Genomic DNA, 18298 nt, shown 5'->3' on the forward strand with positions numbered 1-18298 from the left:
GTGTTTCACGTGAAACATCCGGAATTTGATGTTGTTGTTGTTGGCGGTGGCCATGCTGGTGTGGAGGCGGCGGATGCAGCCTGTCGGGCAGGTGCGCGTACAGCGTTGATTACCCTGCGCCGGGATGATCTTGGGGTGATGTCGTGCAACCCGGCAATTGGGGGACTTGGCAAGGGGCACTTGGTCCGAGAGATTGACGCTCTTGGTGGCGTTATGGGTCGTGCAGCTGATGCTTCGGGGATTCAGTACCGGCTGTTGAACCGGAAGAAGGGGGCTGCTGTTCAGGGACCACGGACGCAATCCGACCGAGAGCTATACAAGACCGCGATTCAAGCTCACATGAGCGGTGTTGAGCTTCTTGAAGTAATTGAAGGCGAAGTTTCCGATCTTATTGAGCGGAACGGTCGCATTGCCGGTGTGATTATGACGAACGGTCAGGAATTGTTGGCCAGTTCGGTTGTTCTAACGACGGGCACTTTTCTGCGAGGGGTCATTCATATCGGTGACCAAACGCAATCCGGTGGTCGTTTCGGTGCAAACCCAGCAATCAAACTAGCCGAGCGTCTTGCCGGAATGGCCCTACCGCTTGGACGATTGAAAACCGGTACACCACCCCGTTTGTCGGCTAAGTCGATTGATTGGAGCGAGTTGGAGACTCAGCCCGCCGATGATGACCCTGCGTTCTTTTCCTTTCTGACGACCCGCGTCCAGGCGCAGCAAGTTGCATGTGGCATCACCCATACCAACGAACGCACCCACGAGATAATTGAAAAGAATCTGGAACGGTCCGCTATGTATGGCGGTCACATTGAGGGAGTCGGCCCACGCTATTGCCCGTCGATTGAAGATAAAATCGTCCGTTTTGCTGATAAATCATCGCATCAGATTTTTCTCGAGCCGGAAGGTTTGACAACCGATGTCATCTATCCAAACGGTATTTCGACGTCTCTTCCAGTTGATGTTCAATTGGATTATGTGCATTCTATCAAGGGGTTAGAAAGCGCCGAGGTGCTTCAACCGGGCTACGCGATCGAGTATGATTACATCGATCCGACCTGTTTGAATGACCAGTTGGAGCTTCAGGATCATCCTGGCCTTTTCCTCGCTGGCCAGATCAATGGGACAACGGGATATGAAGAAGCAGCGGCACAGGGGCTTGTTGCGGGATTGAATGCGGCGTTTCGGGCGACGGATCGTCCGTCGGTCCACTTTAGTCGCCGCGAATCCTACATCGGCGTTTTGATCGACGATCTTGTGACGCGCGGTGTGTCCGAGCCCTATCGGATGTTCACGTCCCGCGCGGAATACAGACTTTCACTTCGTGCTGATAATGCGGACCAACGGCTCACGCCTATGGCGGATGCTCTCGGTATACTAACGGAAGATCGGACAACTCGCTTCGTCACGAAGATGGAGGCTCTCTCCAAGGCGAAGTCGTCTCTCTTGTCGATGCAAATTACCCCAATGCAGGCTGTTTCTGCGGGCATTAACGTCAATCAAGATGGTAGGCGGCGCAATGGAATGGAGCTCTTGGCTTATCCGAAAGTCTCTATGGAAGACTTGTGCAAAATGCATCCCGAGCTCTCTGCGATGGGCTCGGATATTTCTTCGCAGCTAGAGATCGAGGCAACCTATGCAGTCTATATCGACCGGCAGAATAGGGATGCGGAGTCACTTAAGCGAGATGAAGATAAAGCAATTCCAGTAGATTTCCCCTACAGCACCGTCGTGGGCCTCTCCAATGAGCTACGGACGAAACTGATGCGGGTTCGGCCCAAATCCTTGGCGCAGGCAGGGCGAATTGACGGGATGACTCCGGCTGCGTTGGCTCTAATTCTAACCAAGCTACATCAAATTGGCCGGCTTTCAGCATGACTGATGATGAAGCACAGCGATACATCGCGAGCATTGTTTCACGTGAAACAATGGAGCGGTTGAGCATATTCCACGGTCTCTTGCTTCAATGGCAAAAAACAATCAACCTCGTCGCGCCGTCTACATTGCAGACCGCTTGGGAGCGGCACTTCGTTGATTCCGCGCAGATTTTTGAACTTGCGCCTGAGAACGCGGTCAATTGGTTGGACCTAGGATCGGGTGGCGGCTTCCCGGGCTTGGTCGTGGCGGCAATGGCGAAGGACGCACGGCCGGACCTAAAAGTAACTCTTGTGGAGAGCGATATCCGCAAATGTGGCTTCATGCGTGAGGCCGCCCGAAAAATGGACGTGAGGGTGAACATTCTTACCCGCCGGATTGCAGACATTCCCAAACAATCGGCTGATGTCATCTCCGCCCGAGCCCTAAGTAACTTGGCCGCTCTTATCGAACACGCTTTGCCGCATATCACGCCGTCGACGTGCCTTCTTTTCCCTAAAGGAAGTTCTTACAAGTCTGAGCTTGAATTGGTCCCACAAGATTGGCAATCCAAGGTAGAAGCTGTTGCAAGCAAAACAGATCCAGACGCTGTGGTCCTTAGGTTTGCGCCCCAAAGTTCAAGAAAAGAAGCAGTATGCGGGTAATTTCGATCACGAATCAGAAGGGTGGGGTGGGCAAAACGACCACAGCCATCAATCTAGCCGCGGCACTTGCCCAAGCAGGGCTTTCGGTCCTGATTATCGACCTCGACCCGCAAGGGAATGCCTCGACTGGATTGGGGATCGACGCTTCCAAACGCACACGCACGACCTATGACATCCTGATCGACGGCGCCGCGTTGGAGGATGTAGCACAACAGACAGAAATCGAAAATCTTTCGATTGCCCCTGCAACGACAGACCTCAGTTCTACTGATGTAGAACTTGGGCAACGCGACAACCGGGTATTTCTTCTGAAAGACGCCCTCAGCCAATCCAATGCCAAGTACGATTTCGTCCTCATTGATTGTCCGCCGTCCCTGAGCCTTCTGACCTTGAATGCGCTAGTTGCTTCGCACTCCATCCTCGTGCCGCTTCAAGCGGAGTTCTTTGCGCTGGAAGGGCTTTCGCAACTCATGTTGACGGTCCGAGAGGTCCGCGAAACCGCGAATCCGTCCCTAAGGATTGATGGCATCGTCCTGACAATGCACGATGCTCGAAACCGCCTGAGTCGCCAGGTCGAAGATGACGCCCGGTCCAATTTGGGCGATCTTGTTTTCAAAACGATGATCCCGCGCAACGTGCGTCTCAGCGAGGCGCCATCCTTCGCGTTGCCGGTCATTGCTTACGACCCAACATCCAAAGGTGCGTTGGCCTACATTGATCTCGCGAGCGAGCTGGTCGAGCGCGGCACCCCAAGAACGGAGACGGCATGATGGCCCGAGGTTCAGACAAACGCGGTCTTGGTCGGGGTCTTTCCGCCCTAATGGCAGATATCGAACCCAGCGCCTCTGCGGCACCCTCCGGCGATCAACCCGGTGGCCCACATCGTGGTGAACGCCTGATTCCGGTGGAGCAGATTAGCCCTAATCCAGATCAGCCGCGCCGGAAGTTTTCGCAATCAGCGCTAGAGGAACTCGCCGCGTCAATTCGCGAAAAGGGCATTATCCAGCCCCTGATCCTACGACCTGATCCTTCTGACCCATCTCGCTTTCAAATCGTCGCTGGGGAACGTCGCTGGCGCGCCTCTCAGATCGCGCAAGTGCATAATCTCCCGGCAATTGTGCGTGAGCTCGACGACACAGAAGTCCTCGAAGTCGCAATTATCGAGAATATTCAGCGTGCGGACCTGAATGCCGTCGAAGAAGCGCAAGGTTACCGTCAGTTGATGGAGAAATTCGGCCACACGCAGGAGCAATTGGCGACTGCGATGGGCAAAAGCCGCAGCCATCTGGCCAACACGATGCGCTTACTTCAACTGCCCGATGAAATTCAAACTATGTTGCAAGACGGTCAATTGTCAGCCGGGCATGCCCGCGCTCTAATTACAGCCGATGACCCTCTGGCTCTGGCCCGCCGCGCGGCTAAAGAAGGCCTGTCCGTTCGGGATGTTGAGAAAGCCGCCAAGGCCCCACCTAAGGGCTCAGCATCCAAGCCTAAGTCCCGTACAAAGACGAAGGACGCCGATACCCGAATTCTAGAAAGCGACCTTTCCAGAATTCTCGGCATGGGTGTCGTGATTGACCATGATACAGATGCGGGCGGCGGAAAATTATCTATTAAATACAAAGACTTACAGCAGCTTGATGATCTACTGCGTCTGTTGAATACGAACTAGACGCTACGCCAGAAGCGCCCTCAAGACACCGTTCAGAACAGGCCGCCCGGACAAGGTGGCAATAAGCCTTGTCCCGCTTTCTTCGACAAGGCCGAGATCGATCAATTCTCCGATCTTCTCCCGCGCGATCGGTTCGCCATTCAGCGCCGAAAATCGAGCCAGGTCAGACCCCTCCGCCAACCGCAGAGACATCATCAAATACTCTTCTGCCTGCTCTCGCTTGCTCACTTCAGCACGCAAGCTCTCTCCGGTTCCTGCGGCAGACACAGCGTCCAACCACTTTTGAGGTTGAAGGTGCGTTTCCGTGGCAAATCGGTGATCCCCCAAGGTGATCCGACCGTGCGCTCCAGGGCCCACGCCGGCATAATCTCCGGCGCGCCAGTAGACCAGATTGTGCCGAGATTGGCCAAAATCAGCCGCGTGGTTAGAGATCTCATAGGCAGGAAGCCCCGCTGCGCCGCATAAATCCTGCGTCAGCTCATACATATCCGCGCTCAAATCTTCGCTCGGAAGCCCCCTTAACCCACCCTTTGCATGCCGCGCCCCAAATGCGGTGCCGGGTTCAATCGTAAGCTGGTAGAGCGACAGATGATCGGCCGCGAAGTCCAAGGCCTGCGACAGCTCAGCCCGCCAATCTTCAAGGCTTTGTTCCTGGCGGGCGTAAATCAGGTCGAAACTGACCCTCTCGAACGCATTCCTCGCCACGTCAATTGCAGCATAGGCCTCTTTCACGGAATGGAGACGCCCTAAACGCCGCAGATCGGCGTCATTCAGCGCCTGAACACCCATCGAAACCCGGTTCACGCCCGCATCGCGATACCCAGCGAAACGTCCGGCTTCGACGGAAGAAGGGTTCGCTTCCAGAGTCACTTCGAGGTCATTAGAAATGGGCCAAACCCGCCGAATAGTGTCGATAATTGCGGCAACGCTGCTCGGTTCCATCAGCGAGGGCGTGCCGCCTCCAAAGAAAACACTCCCCAGCGTCCGCTCCGGCAATTCAGCCGCCACACGTTCAATCTCGCCCAGGTAGGCGCGCAGCCAGGCACCTTGGTCAATCCTCGCGGAAACATGGCTGTTAAAGTCGCAATAGGGACACTTCGCCTCGCAAAACGGCCAGTGGATATAGAGCCCAAAGCCCCCCTGCTGCCAATCAGGCGTTTCCAAAGATCTTCACCAGTTGCGCAACGGCCTTGGCGCGGTGGCTGATCTTGTTCTTCTCCCAGCGGTTCATCTCACCGAAGGTGATGTCATAGCCTTCTGGCTGGAAGATCGGATCATATCCATGGCCTTCTTTCCCGCGCATGGGCCAAACGACCTGGCCTTCCATCACGCCGGGGAACACTTCGTCATGACCGTCGGGCCATGCCAAGACCAGCGTGCAGCAGAACCGGGCGGTATGGGGGGCAGGGGCGTCAACCGCCTCCAACTCCCGACGGGTCCGATCCATCGCCATGACGAAATCGCGCCCGTTTGGGGTTTCCGCCCAATCGGCGGTGTAGACACCGGGGGCACCACCCAAGGCGTCGATTTCAATCCCGCTATCGTCACTGAGTGCGGGCAGGCCAGTGGCCTTCGCGGCTGCATGGGCCTTGATCCGGGCGTTGCCTACGAAGGTTGTCTCGGTTTCCTCCGGTTCAGGCAGATCGTGATCGGCGGCACCTGTCACTTGGATGCCAAAAGGCTCCAACAGATGCCGCATCTCATCAAGTTTGCCTTGATTGTGGGTCGCGATCAGCAGCCGATCACCGGAAAACCGCCGCATCAGGAGGTCGCCGCCGCCTGAGCTTTCACCAACTCCGCAATGCCTTTTTCAGCCAAGCCATAAAGCGCGTTGAATTCATCACGCGAGAACGTCGCGCCTTCTGCGCTGGCCTGCAATTCAACCACTTGGCCTGCACCGGTCATGATGAAGTTGCCGTCGGTCCCGGCCTCGGAATCCTCTGGGTAATCAAGGTCCAGCACTGGCTGACCCGCGTAGATGCCGCAGGAAACCGCCGCGATGTGGTCGATGATCGGGTCGGTCACAAGTTCGCCGGACTTCAGCAGCTTGTTCACCGCCAACCGCAGCGCAACCCAACCACCGGTGATAGAGGCGCAACGCGTGCCGCCATCGGCTTGGATCACGTCGCAATCCACGGTAATCTGACGCTCGCCCAAGGCAGAACGATCTATCCCCGCACGCAAAGACCGCCCGATCAGACGCTGGATTTCTTGGGTCCGGCCAGATTGCTTGCCAGCCGCGGACTCGCGCCGCATCCGGGTGTGCGTGGCACGGGGCAACATGCCGTATTCCGCCGTAACCCAACCAAGGCCGGAGTTTTTCAGGAACGGCGGCACGCGGGCCTCTAGGGTGGCGGTGCACAACACGTGCGTATCGCCGCAACGGATCATGCAAGACCCTTCCGCGTGGCGGGTTACGTCGGTCTCGATGGAAATGTCGCGCATTTCATCTAGGTTTCGGCCGGAAGGACGCATAAATATCTCCTGATACTGTTGCCATCGGGATAGTCCGGCGCAGTGTCATTTCGCAACCCCGAAGGCCCAGAACCTGCCAACAACGTGACGGTATCGCTTTATGACGGACCAAGGCAAAATGCTTGAAGACCTTAACGATCGCTCGCGCGAGGTGTTTCGCCGCGTGGTGGAAGGGTATTTGGAAACCGGCGCCCCGGTGGGGTCACGGACGTTGACCCGGACGTTGACCGAGAAAGTTTCCGCCGCCACGATCCGCAATACGATGCAGGATCTTGAATACATGGGCCTGCTCGATAGCCCCCATACGTCGGCGGGACGCTTGCCGACGCAGCAGGGACTGCGCATGTTCGTGGATGGTTTCCTTGAGGTCGGCGACCTGTCGAAAGACGATAAGCAAGCGCTGGACGATACCTTGGGTGCCAACGCCACGGATGTCTCTGGTTTGCTGGATAGGGTCGGTTCTGCCCTGTCATCTGCCACCCATGGGGCCAGCCTTGTGCTGACGCCGAAACGTGAAGCGCCCATTCAACATATCGAGTTCGTGACCCTGTCCGCCACGCAATCTCTGGTCGTGTTGGTGTTTTCGGATGGTCATGTGGAGAACCGTATTTTCACCCCGCCCGCTGGCATGACCCAAAGCGCCATGCGAGAGGCCGCTAATTTCCTCAATGCCCGGATTGAGGGGCAAACCGTCAGTTCCATCCGCACCCAGTTAGAGGCCGATATCGAAACCCGCCGCCGCGAAATTGATGATCTGGCGTCCGGCTTGATCGATTCGGGCCTCGCGGTATGGGACGGCACGGGCGACAATTCCGCTCGGCTGATCGTGCGGGGCCGCTCGAATCTGCTGTCTGACACTCAGGAATCCGAGGATTTAGACCGCATCAGGCTGCTCTTTGATGACCTTGAACGCAAACGTGACATCACCGAATTCCTTGAATTGACCGAGGACGGCGACGGTGTGCGCATTTTCATTGGCTCAGAGAACAAGTTGTTCTCACTTTCGGGTTCCTCTCTGGTGGTCTCTCCCTATATGAACTCGGATCGAAAGATCGTCGGAGCCGTTGGGGTCATTGGACCCACCCGGTTGAACTACGGGCGCATCGTTCCGATTGTAGATTACACAGCGCAGCTGGTTGGACGGCTGATTTCCGACCGGTCCTGAGAGGCCAGTACCAAGAGGGTAATATGGGCGAGAGAGAAGACGAATTCTTTGAAGATGAGCACGCGGACGACCACGAACCCGCAGAGGTTTCTTTGGCGACCGAGGACACATCTGGCGTGGATGAAGTGATCGCGGGGCTAGAGGCCGAGCGTGACGAACTGCGTGACCGCATGTTGCGGGCGATGGCCGAGGCCGAAAACATGCGCAAGCGTGCCGACCGCGACCGTCGTGAGGCCGAGCAATATGGCGGCTCGAAGCTGTCGCGCGATCTGCTGCCGGTCTACGACAACATGCGTCGTGCGTTGGATGCCGCCGATGACGCGACCCGCGAAGCCGCCAGTGGTTTGGTTGAGGGTGTCGAGCTGACAATGCGCGAGCTGATCAGCATTTTCGGCAAACACGGTATCGTGCCTGTGGTCCCTGAAGTTGGTGATCGTTTTAATGCCCAGGAACACGAGGCGATGTTTGAGGCCCCCGTTCCCGGCACCAAAGCGGGCGACATTATCCAAGTGATGGCCGAGGGCTTTTTGCTGCACGACCGTCTTCTGCGTCCGGCGCAGGTTGGTGTGTCTTCCACGCCTGCTAGCTAAGGCCTAATCGCTTATGTGGGCCTTCAGCTCATAGAGCAAATTCAATGCTTCACGCGCCGTCATCTCATCGGGATGCACGGCGCGTAGTTTTTCTTCGACCTCGCTTGGGGTCGAAGGTTTGGGCGCCGGGGCGGGCGTCATGGCGAACAGGGGCAAATCGTCGATGACGGCCTTGCGTTCGCCTCCCTCCCGTTCTCCTTTTTCCAGCGCGTCCAGCACGATCTGCGCCCGTGCGATTACGGTATCGGGCAAGCCTGCCAATTTGGCGACCTGCACCCCATAGGACCGATCTGCCGCGCCTTCTTTTACTTCGTGGAGGAAGATCACCTCACCCTCCCATTCCTTCACGGCCATCGTCGCGTTGGTCAGCCCGTCCAACTTCGCGGCCAGTGATGTCATCTCGTGGTAATGGGTCGCGAACAGTGCGCGGCAGCCATTGGTTTCGTGCAAATGCTCCAGCGTGGCCCATGCGATCGACAGGCCGTCATAGGTGGCGGTACCGCGCCCGATTTCGTCCAGGATCACCAAGGCGCGGTCGTCGGCTTGGTTCAGGATCGTGGCGGTTTCCACCATTTCGACCATAAAGGTCGAACGTCCCCGCGCCAGATCATCGGACGCGCCGACGCGGCTGAAGACTTGGCTCACCAGCCCGATTTTTGCGTGGCGGGCAGGCACGAAGCTGCCGATCTGGGCCATAATCGCTAGAAGGGCGTTCTGCCGTAGGTAGGTTGATTTACCGGCCATGTTCGGCCCGGTCAGCAGGGTGATCGCCGCGCCATTATCGGCGCTAAGGTCGCAATCGTTTGCCACGAACGGTGTACCGTCTTTGGCCAAAGCGGCTTCCACCACTGGATGCCGGGCGCCTTCAATCACGAAGGCGCGGTCCTCGGTCATTTCGGGCTGGGTCCAGTCGCCTTCACGGGCACGGCGGGCAAGGGCGGCGGCAAGGTCCAATTCGGCCAAACCACGGGCGGCTTCCCCGATCTGATCTTGAACCTCTAGGACCGCTTTGCGCAGGGATTGGAACAGGGTCTTTTCAATCTCTAACGCGCGATTGCCGGCGTTGAGGATTTTCGTCTCCAACTCAGACAATTCAACCGTCGTGAAGCGTACCTGATTGGCGGTCGTCTGACGGTGAATGAAGCGTTCAGACAGCGGCGGGTTGAGCATCTTTTCGGCATGGGTTGCCGTCGTCTCAATGAAGTACCCCAGCACGTTGTTGTGCTTGATTTTCAGGGCGCTCACGCCCGTTGCCTTACTGTATTCGGCCTGCATCGTGGCAATTACGCTACGCCCCTCATCCCGTAGGGTGCGGGCCTCGTCCAATTCGGCGTGGTAGCCGGTAGCGATAAGTCCGCCGTCGCGCAGTTGCACGGGTGGCTCAGTCACAAGGGCAGCATCGAGCAAGGCGCAGAGACTATCGTGCCCCTTTAATTTCGTAGCGGCCTCGGCCAGCAAAGGGGGAAGGTCCACGGTGCTAATCTTGGCGCAGAGGTGCTCTGCCCCCAAAAGCCCGTCGCGGATGGCCGACAAATCGCGAGGGCCACCCCGGTCTAGCGCCAGCCGAGATAGAGCGCGATCGAGGTCGGGAATACGGCGCAACTCCGCCTCCAGATCATCCCGAACCAGCGTGTCAGTGACGAAAAATGCCACCGCCCCATGGCGTGCGCGGATCACATTCAAATCGGTGGAGGGGCCGGTTAGCCGGCGCTCCAGCAGCCGTGCGCCACCCGCGGTTTGGGTGCGATCCATGACAGACAGAAGCGAGTTCGCCCGCCCGCCTGCTAAGGCGTGTGTCAGCTCTAGATTGCGGCGCGTGGCGGTATCCAGTTGCAGCAATCGATCCGCCGATTGTTGGCGCGGCGCACGCAGCAGGGGCAGGGCGCCCTTTTGCGTCAGTTCCAGATAGTCAATCAACGCGCCCATGGCCGAAACCTCAGCCCGCGCGAAGCTGCCGAAACCTTCTAGCGTGGTCACGTTAAACAGATCAATCAGGCGCTTCTCGGCAGAGGCGCTGTCGAAAGAGCCGGGCGACAAAGGCGTAACTGCCGCGCCCAGTTCCACGATCGAATCTTGCCGCGCAATGTCCAACCCGTCCGAGACCAAGACCTCTCTCGGGGAAAGTCGCGCCAACTCGGGGCCAAGGCGCACGGCGGGGCAGCGCATTACCCGGAAATCACCGGTTGAAATGTCACACCATGCCAGCGCCCCTTCGCCACGCACATCGGCATAGGCGGCCAGATAATTGTGTCGCCGCGCGTCTAGCAGCGTGTCTTCCGTCAGGGTGCCGGGGGTGACAAGACGCACCACCTCACGCCGGACAACAGCCTTGGAGCCGCCACGTTTCTTGGCGGTGGCGGGGTCTTCCATCTGCTCACAAATGCCGACACGAAACCCCTTGCGGATCAACGTCAGCAGGTAGCTTTCAGAAGAATGCGCGGGGACACCACACATGGCGATATCGTCGCCGTTATGTTTACCACGCTTGGTCAACGCGATGTCCAACGCCTCGGCGGCGGCGACGGCGTCGTCAAAAAACATCTCGTAGAAATCGCCCATCCGGTAGAACAGCAACGCATCGGGATGCTGTGCCTTAATCTCCAGATACTGCGCCATCATCGGCGTCACTTGCGCGTTCATATCAGCACTCCCCACGGGCAAATCTATACGAATCCGAGGGGCAGTTTGAAGCGCAATCGGTTGCCCAATCGGACGCGGCACGGTTAAGTCATCTGGATCAGGGAGAAACCAATGGCCGACAAACAAAAAGTCACCCGCGAAGAGGCGCTCGCCTACCATCTGGAGCCGCGCCCCGGGAAGATTGATATCAACGCCTCCACTGCGATGGCGACGCAGCGCGACCTGTCTTTGGCCTATTCACCGGGCGTTGCCGTCCCTTGTGAGGTGATCGCCGAGAACCCTGAAACGGCTTACGATTACACCACCAAAGGCAACATGGTGGCGGTGATCTCCAACGGGACGGCGGTGCTGGGTTTGGGCAACCTTGGGGCGCTGGCCTCAAAACCAGTGATGGAAGGGAAAGCGGTTCTTTTCAAACGCTTCGCGGACGTGAATTCCATTGATATCGAACTGGACACCGAGAACGTCGATGAATTTGTGAATGCTGTGAAGCTGATGGGGCCGTCCTTTGGCGGAATTAACCTAGAGGATATCAAAGCGCCCGAATGCTTCATGATTGAACAGCAGCTGAAAGAGCTGATGGACATCCCCGTGTTCCACGACGACCAGCACGGAACCGCGGTGATCTGCGCCGCCGGATTGATTAACGCGCTGCATATTAGCGGCAAGAAGATCGAGGATTGCCGTATCGTTCTGAATGGCGCAGGGGCGGCTGGGATCGCCTGCATTGAGCTGTTGAAAAGCATGGGTGCGCGGCACGAAAATTGCATCGTGTGCGACACGAAAGGTGTCATTTATCAGGGCCGCACCGATGGTATGAACCAATGGAAGTCGGCCCATGCCGTGACCACCAAGCTGCGTACGCTGGAAGAAGCAATGGAAGGCGCTGATGTGTTTCTTGGGGTCTCGGCCAAGGGCGCTGTGACGCCCGAAATGGTTAAGGCGATGAACGACAACCCGGTGATCTTTGCGATGGCGAACCCGGACCCGGAGATCACACCGGAAGAAGCCCATGCGGTACGCGCCGATGCGATTGTGGCCACTGGGCGCTCGGACTACCCGAACCAAGTGAATAACGTCCTTGGTTTCCCCTATCTGTTCCGGGGTGCACTTGATGTCCATGCCCGCGCGATCAACGACGAGATGAAAATCGCCTGCGCCAACGCTTTGGCCGAATTGGCTCGGGAAGATGTGCCGGACGAAGTGGCGATGGCCTATGGGCGCAAGCTCAGCTTCGGGCGCGACTACATCATTCCCACGCCGTTTGACCCCAGGCTGATCTACACCATCCCGCCAGCTGTTGCGCAGGCGGGCATGGATACCGGCGCTGCTCGGCGGCCGATCATTGATCTGGACGGATATGCCAAGGATTTGCAGGCGCGGATGGATCCGACGTCTTCGATCCTTCAGGGTGTCTATGCGCGGGCGCGCAACGCTCAGGCCCGGATGATCTTTGCCGAGGGTGACGACCCCCGAGTGTTACGCGCGGCGGTAGCCTATCAACGCCAAGGGCTGGGCCGTGCGCTGGTTGTGGGCCGAGACAGCGATGTGAAGGAAAAGTTGGAAAGTGTTGGTCTTGGCGATGCGGCGAGAGAGCTGGAAATCGTCAACGCTGCCAACACGCGCCATTTGGAAACCTACAAGGATTTTCTCTACAAGCGGCTTCAGCGCAAAGGCTTTGATCACACGGACATTCACCGCCTGGCGGCCCGTGACAGGCACGTCTTTGCTTCGCTCATGCTGGCCCACGGGCACGGCGACGGCATGCTGACAGGGGCTACCCGAAAATCCGCGCAAGTGCTTGAGATGGTGGGCAAAGTCTTTGACGCCAAGGCCGAAGATGGTGCCGTTGGTGTCACGGCTTTGCTGCACAAGGGCAAGATCGTTCTGATCGGCGATACGTTGGTGCATGAATGGCCATCGGATACCGATATGGCCCTGATCGCCGAGCGGGGCGCTCAGGTGGCAAGGGGGCTGGGGCTAGAGCCGAGGGTTGCTTTCGTCAGCTTCTCTACCTTCGGATATCCGGTGTCTGAGCGGGCCGAAAAAATGCACCGAGCGCCAGCGGTTCTGGACGAAAAAGGCGTCGATTTTGAATACGAGGGGGAGATGACCGTAGACGTTGCCCTTAACCCTGCGGTTATGGCGCAATACCCGTTTCAGCGCCTGAGCGGCCCGGCAAATGTGCTGGTGGTTCCGGCGCGGCACTCGGCGTCGATCAGCGTAAAGCTGATGCAGGAAATGGCGGGCGCAACGGTGATTGGGCCGATCCTTACGGGCCTTGATCGTCCGGTTCAAATCGCCTCTACGGTCAGCACTGCGAATGATATTCTGAACATGGCCGTCATGGCGGCGTGTGAGATTGGACGAACCTGACGCACACGCTTCCCCAAAACGACCGCTGCGAAGAAAAGGCCCCCGGAGCAATCCGAGGGCCTTTGATGAGTGGTTAGAAAAGGCGCAATACCTGGGCGATCATTCTTTGATCGTGTCCCAGAACTTTTTCACCTTGTCGAAGAAGCCTGTGGCGTTGGGGTTGTTGGTCTTTTTGCAGCTTTCTTCAAACTGCTTCAACAATTCCCGTTGATCGCCGGTCAGGTTCACGGGGGTTTCGACCATCAGCTCGATATACATCTCACCCACGCCGGGGCCGCGCAGGGCGGGCATACCCTTGCCACGCAGGCGCATTTGGCGACCCGATTGCGAGCCTTCGGGCACGCGTACACGGGACCGGCCGCCGTCGATGCTTGGCACCTCGATCTCTCCGCCCAATGCGGCAGAGGCCATGGAGACCGGGACGCGGCAAAACAGGTCTAGGCCATCGCGTTGGAACAACGCGTGTTCCTGCACTTCGATGAAGATATACAGATCACCGGTTGGACCGCCGCGCAGACCCGCTTCGCCTTCGCCGGACAGACGAATACGTGTGCCGGTTTCTACGCCCGCAGGAATGTTCACGCTAAGGGCGCGGTCTTTTTCCTGACGGCCCGCGCCACCACAGGTGCGGCAGGGGTTCTTGATGATCTGACCCAGACCGGAACAGGTGGGACAGGTGCGTTCAACGGTGAAGAAGCCTTGTTGTGCGCGGACCTTACCCATGCCGGAACAAGTGGGGCATCCGGTAGGCTCTGCACCTGCCTCGGACCCGGTGCCATCACAGGATTCGCACGGCACCGAGGACGGCACAGTGATCGTTTTGGCGAGGCCGTTGAAGGCATCCTCCAAAGAGATCGAGAGGTTATAGCGCAGGTCAGAGCCCCGCGTCGCCTGATTGCGCGCGCCGCCCGGACGGCCCCGCTGACCCCCCATGAAATCACCGAAGAGATCTTCAAACACATCCGAGAAGGCCGAGGCGAAGTCGCCTTGCCCTTGGCCACCGCCCCGCGGACCGCCCGCCATGCCACCATCAAAGGCAGAGTGGCCAAAGCGATCGTAGGCCGCCTTTTTGTCGGCATCCTTCAGAACATCATAGGCTTCATTCGCTTCTTTGAACTGCGATTCAGCTTCTGGATTGTCAGAGTTACGGTCGGGGTGAAGTTCTTTCGCCTTCTTGCGATAGCCCTTCTTGATCTCATCGGCACTCGCGCCTTTGGAGACGCCGAGCACCTCGTAATAATCGCGTTTTGCCATGATTTTCCCTTTCGGAAACACACGAGCCGGGCGGGGTTAAGCCGCCCGGCTGCATGGGTTCAATCGCGCTTAGTCGCGCTTGCGGTCGTCGTCGAGGTCTTCGAAATCGGCATCAACGATGTCTTCGTCAACGCCGCGCTCTTCCTCTTCAGGGGCGCCATCTTCAGCAGCTTCGGCCTTTTCAGCTTCGGCTTTGTAGATCGCTTCACCCAGACGCATTGCCGCCTCGGTCACGTTCTGAATGCCGCCTTTGATCTTGGCGGTATCATCGGTTTCCAGCGTTTCCTTCAGGGCGCCAAGGGCCAGTTCAATGGCCTCAACGGTAGACGGATCGACCTTCTCGCCATGCTCTTCCAGCGATTTCTCGGTGGAATGCACAAGGCTTTCAGCCTGGTTGCGCGTTTCAACAAGGTCCTTACGGTCCTTATCGGCCTCGGCGTTTTCTTCCGCTTCGCGCACCATGTTCTCGATGTCTTCGTCAGACAGGCCGCCGGACGCTTGGATCGTGATCTGCTGCTCTTTCCCTGTGCCTTTGTCCTTGGCGCCGACCGATACGATGCCGTTGGCGTCGATATCAAACGTCACTTCGATCTGAGGCACGCCGCGTGGGGCGGGTGGGATGCCTTCAAGGTTGAACTGGCCGAGGATCTTGTTGTCGGCGGCCATCTCACGTTCACCCTGGAAGACGCGAAGGGTCACGGCGCTTTGGTTGTCGTCCGCGGTCGAGAAGATTTGCGACTTCTTCGTGGGGATCGTGGTGTTGCGGTCGATCAGGCGTGTAAACACACCGCCGAGGGTTTCGATACCCATCGACAGGGGCGTCACGTCCAGCAGAACAACGTCTTTCACGTCGCCTTGCAGAACACCGGCCTGAATGGCGGCACCAAGGGCCACAACCTCATCGGGGTTAACGCCTTTGTGGGGCTCTTTCCCGAAGAAGTTCGTCACTTCCTCAATAACCTTAGGCATACGGGTCATACCGCCAACCAGAACGATTTCGTCGATCTCGGTCTTGGACAGGCCCGCATCTTTCAAGGCCGCCGCACAAGGCTTGATGGAGGCTTTGATCAGGTCGCTAACCAGGCTTTCCAGCTTCGCACGGGTCAGTTTCATGACCATGTGCAGAGGCTGGCCGTTGGCACCCATGGAGATGAACGGCTGGTTGATTTCAGTTTGCGACGCGCTGGAAAGCTCGATCTTGGCTTTCTCCGCCGCCTCTTTCAGGCGCTGAAGCGCCATCTTGTCTTGCGTCAGATCAACCTGGTTCTCTTTTTTGAACTGCTCCGCGAGGTAGTTCACGATGCGCATGTCAAAGTCTTCACCACCCAGGAACGTATCACCGTTGGTGGATTTAACTTCAAACAGGCCGTCGTCGATTTCCAGAATGGTCACGTCGAAGGTACCGCCGCCAAGGTCATAGACAGCGATGGTGCGCGTCTCTTTCTTGTCGAGGCCATAGGCCAGCGCGGCGGCTGTTGGCTCGTTGATGATCCGCAGCACTTCCAGACCAGCGATCTTGCCGGCGTCTTTGGTGGCTTGGCGCTGAGCGTCGTTGAAATACGCAGGCACGGTGATAACCGCTTGGTCCACGTCCTCGCCGAGATAGCTTTCGGCTGTCTCTTTCATCTTTTGCAGGATGAACGCCGAGATCTGCGAGGGAGAGTACTTGTCACCCTTGGCTTCAACCCATGCGTCACCGTTGCCGCCATCGACAATTTTGAACGGCAGGTTCTTTTTATCTTTTTCCAGATGCTCGTCGTTGATCCGACGGCCGATCAAGCGCTTCACGCCGAAGATCGTGTTTTCTGGGTTGGTTACAGCCTGACGCTTGGCGGATTGGCCAGCGAGGCGTTCGTCGTCTGTGAAGGCGACGATCGAAGGCGTTGTACGGGCACCTTCAGCGTTTTCGATAACGCGGGGTTGCGAGCCATCCATGATAGCAACGCAGGAGTTGGTTGTACCGAGGTCGATACCAATGACTTTAGCCATGTGTTGTCCCTTTCTAAAGCGAACAGACGGGAGCGGGGCCTAAGCTGCGGCCCCCGCGCCGCCAAACAATTGACTGTAGCGAGCAAGTAAAATGCTCACCGGAGTTCGGAGGGTATATAAGAAGCGTAATTTAGGGCTGCAAGCGTCAGCAGCTTATGGAATCCGAGGAATCTGCATTGAGCGTCGAAGTCGGTGGAATTGTTGTGCATCAGGAACACTTAAACGCCGCAGATCAGGCGGAGTTGGTGGAACAGGTGCGACGGGTCGTGCGGGCTGCACCGCTGTTTAGGCCGGAAACCAAAGGCGGTAAGGCGATGTCAGTGCGTATGACGTCGGCCGGGGCGTTGGGTTGGACCAGCGGTCGCGACGGATATCGCTACGCCCGCCAGCACCCTAACGGGCAGGAATGGCCTCCTATACCGCAGATTGCGTTGGATATTTGGCGTGCTGTGTCGGGCGTGTCCTGCGACCCACAGAGCTGCTTGGTCAATTTCTATGATGCCGACGCGAAGATGGGATTGCATCAGGACCGGGACGAGGCCGATTTCGACATGCCCGTTGTGTCGGTATCCCTCGGCGACGAGGCGCTGTTCCGCGTGGGCGGGTCCGAGCGCGGCGGAAAAACGCAATCAATTTGGCTTAAATCTGGGGATGTTGCCGTTCTGGGCGGGGACGCTCGGCTAAATTATCATGGCATCGACAGGATACGCGCGGGCTCTTCCACCCTGTTGCCCCATGGCGGGCGGATCAATCTGACGATGCGGGTGGTGGAGTGACGCGTCTCTAGCGCCGCGCGTCCCAGCTGGCCGAGGCATGTTTGCGAGTGTAGCTTTCGAACATCATCCCGAACAGCAGCGCCCCAAGGCAGAAGTAAAAGGGATAGGCGACATTCGTGTTGTGGGGGAAGTAGTTCACGAAGACGAACCCTCGGGTCTGATCAATGATGTGGAACAGAGGGTTCCAGCGGAATGCCGGAAGCATCATTTCAGGCATTACATTGGCGACGATCATTTTGCCCGAGAAGATCATATTCGCACGAATGTAGACCATCGATAGGACTTGAACGAAGTCCGGCATCCAAGGCTTCCATGCCATAAGGATAATGCCAAGAACGACGCCAACGCCCCAAGCCAACAGAAACATTCTTAACGCACCGGGCCAATTATGAATCTCCACCGGCTCGATCACGGTGTGAATCAATAGAAGGATACACATCATCGCAATCGTTTGGGTGTAAAGGACGGCAAGCGCCTCGGAACAGATTGACACCAAGGTGTTCATAGGACCGTGCTGCATCATTGCGCTAGTTGGCCCTTCGGCACCCATCACCGCGCGCACCGTTTGAATGTGGGTCAGGTAAAGAAAGATGCCACTGACCAGATAGATCATGAAATTCCCTCTGATGGCGGCTGAACGGCCGCCGAGGAAATTGAACATGAGGTAGAAGGCAGCGATAAACATCACGCTTTGAAGGATCGACAGCACAATCGACAGCAGGGCATTGCCATGGTTTTTACGAACCTTGCGGACAGATGCGTAAAAGGTGACCTCCAGAAAATTGAAGACCAGCGCCCACGTGGACTGCGATGTTCGGGTTTCAAACATGTCGAGTATCCTTGCC

At 57.6% G+C, this 18298-nt stretch carries 15 protein-coding genes; 8 read left to right on the forward strand and 7 right to left on the reverse strand.

What is annotated here, in order from left to right; all coding sequences use genetic code 11:
* The 4 genes from mnmG to K3728_00690 are packed head-to-tail and all read left to right on the forward strand — an operon-like array spanning position 1 to position 4188.
* On the forward strand, positions 1-1875 hold the full coding sequence (mnmG, locus tag K3728_00675; GenBank protein UWQ95795.1) for a tRNA uridine-5-carboxymethylaminomethyl(34) synthesis enzyme MnmG: 1875 nt from the start codon (positions 1-3) through the stop codon (positions 1873-1875).
* Positions 1872-2516 (forward strand): 16S rRNA (guanine(527)-N(7))-methyltransferase RsmG, encoded by a 645-nt coding sequence (gene rsmG, locus K3728_00680; GenBank protein UWQ95796.1) that lies wholly within the window; start codon positions 1872-1874, stop codon positions 2514-2516. Before mnmG ends, rsmG begins: the two co-directional genes overlap by 4 nt.
* A complete protein-coding gene (locus K3728_00685) occupies positions 2507-3286 on the forward strand; it encodes an AAA family ATPase (GenBank protein UWQ95797.1) in 780 nt (259 codons plus the stop codon). The genes rsmG and K3728_00685 overlap by 10 nt, the downstream gene beginning before the upstream one ends.
* A complete protein-coding gene (locus K3728_00690; protein ID UWQ97398.1) occupies positions 3286-4188 on the forward strand; it encodes a ParB/RepB/Spo0J family partition protein in 903 nt (300 codons plus the stop codon). Before K3728_00685 ends, K3728_00690 begins: the two co-directional genes overlap by 1 nt.
* A 3-nt stretch (positions 4189-4191) precedes the next feature.
* On the opposite strand, the gene hemW is transcribed toward K3728_00690, so the two are convergent.
* From hemW to rph, 3 genes are read right to left on the reverse strand one after another with little or no spacing between them, the layout of a single operon-like run.
* Positions 4192-5352, reverse strand: coding sequence for a radical SAM family heme chaperone HemW (hemW, locus tag K3728_00695; protein UWQ95798.1), 1161 nt, complete (start codon positions 5350-5352; stop codon positions 4192-4194).
* On the reverse strand, positions 5339-5953 hold the full coding sequence (gene rdgB / locus K3728_00700) for an RdgB/HAM1 family non-canonical purine NTP pyrophosphatase (GenBank protein UWQ97399.1): 615 nt from the start codon (positions 5951-5953) through the stop codon (positions 5339-5341). Before rdgB ends, hemW begins: the two co-directional genes overlap by 14 nt.
* Entirely contained in the window at positions 5950-6663 is a 714-nt protein-coding gene (gene rph / locus K3728_00705; protein UWQ95799.1) for a ribonuclease PH, read from the reverse strand. Before rph ends, rdgB begins: the two co-directional genes overlap by 4 nt.
* A 100-nt stretch (positions 6664-6763) precedes the next feature.
* Here rph and hrcA point away from each other — a divergent pair, with 100 nt between their 5' ends.
* Both hrcA and K3728_00715 read left to right on the forward strand, forming a co-directional pair.
* Complete coding sequence (hrcA, locus tag K3728_00710) at positions 6764-7828, forward strand: heat-inducible transcriptional repressor HrcA (GenBank protein ID UWQ95800.1); 1065 nt, start codon at positions 6764-6766, stop codon at positions 7826-7828.
* A 23-nt stretch (positions 7829-7851) separates the two neighbouring features.
* A complete protein-coding gene (locus K3728_00715; protein ID UWQ95801.1) occupies positions 7852-8418 on the forward strand; it encodes a nucleotide exchange factor GrpE in 567 nt (188 codons plus the stop codon).
* 3 nt (positions 8419-8421) lie between these two features.
* Here the strand turns inward: K3728_00715 and mutS are convergent, their stop codons facing one another.
* Complete coding sequence (gene mutS / locus K3728_00720) at positions 8422-11058, reverse strand: DNA mismatch repair protein MutS (protein ID UWQ95802.1); 2637 nt, start codon at positions 11056-11058, stop codon at positions 8422-8424.
* Positions 11059-11169: 111 nt separating this feature from the next.
* Here mutS and K3728_00725 point away from each other — a divergent pair, with 111 nt between their 5' ends.
* Positions 11170-13434 (forward strand): NADP-dependent malic enzyme, encoded by a 2265-nt coding sequence (locus K3728_00725; protein ID UWQ95803.1) that lies wholly within the window; start codon positions 11170-11172, stop codon positions 13432-13434.
* Between the two features lie 99 nt (positions 13435-13533).
* Here the strand turns inward: K3728_00725 and dnaJ are convergent, their stop codons facing one another.
* Entirely contained in the window at positions 13534-14688 is a 1155-nt protein-coding gene (dnaJ, locus tag K3728_00730) for a molecular chaperone DnaJ (protein ID UWQ95804.1), read from the reverse strand.
* A gap of 69 nt (positions 14689-14757) precedes the next feature.
* On the reverse strand, positions 14758-16677 hold the full coding sequence (dnaK, locus tag K3728_00735) for a molecular chaperone DnaK (GenBank protein UWQ95805.1): 1920 nt from the start codon (positions 16675-16677) through the stop codon (positions 14758-14760).
* Positions 16678-16832: 155 nt separating this feature from the next.
* On the opposite strand from dnaK, the gene K3728_00740 reads away from it, so the two are divergent.
* Positions 16833-17453, forward strand: coding sequence for an alpha-ketoglutarate-dependent dioxygenase AlkB (locus K3728_00740; protein UWQ95806.1), 621 nt, complete (start codon positions 16833-16835; stop codon positions 17451-17453).
* A 7-nt stretch (positions 17454-17460) separates the two neighbouring features.
* Here K3728_00740 and K3728_00745 read toward each other — a convergent pair whose 3' ends face one another.
* Positions 17461-18282: an ABC transporter permease gene (locus K3728_00745; protein UWQ95807.1), complete on the reverse strand. Its 822-nt coding sequence runs from the start codon at positions 18280-18282 to the stop codon at positions 17461-17463.
* Positions 18283-18298: the final 16 nt, after the last annotated feature.

The organism is Rhodobacteraceae bacterium M385 (assembly GCA_025141835.1).
In the GTDB taxonomy this organism is placed as follows: domain Bacteria; phylum Pseudomonadota; class Alphaproteobacteria; order Rhodobacterales; family Rhodobacteraceae; genus Gymnodinialimonas.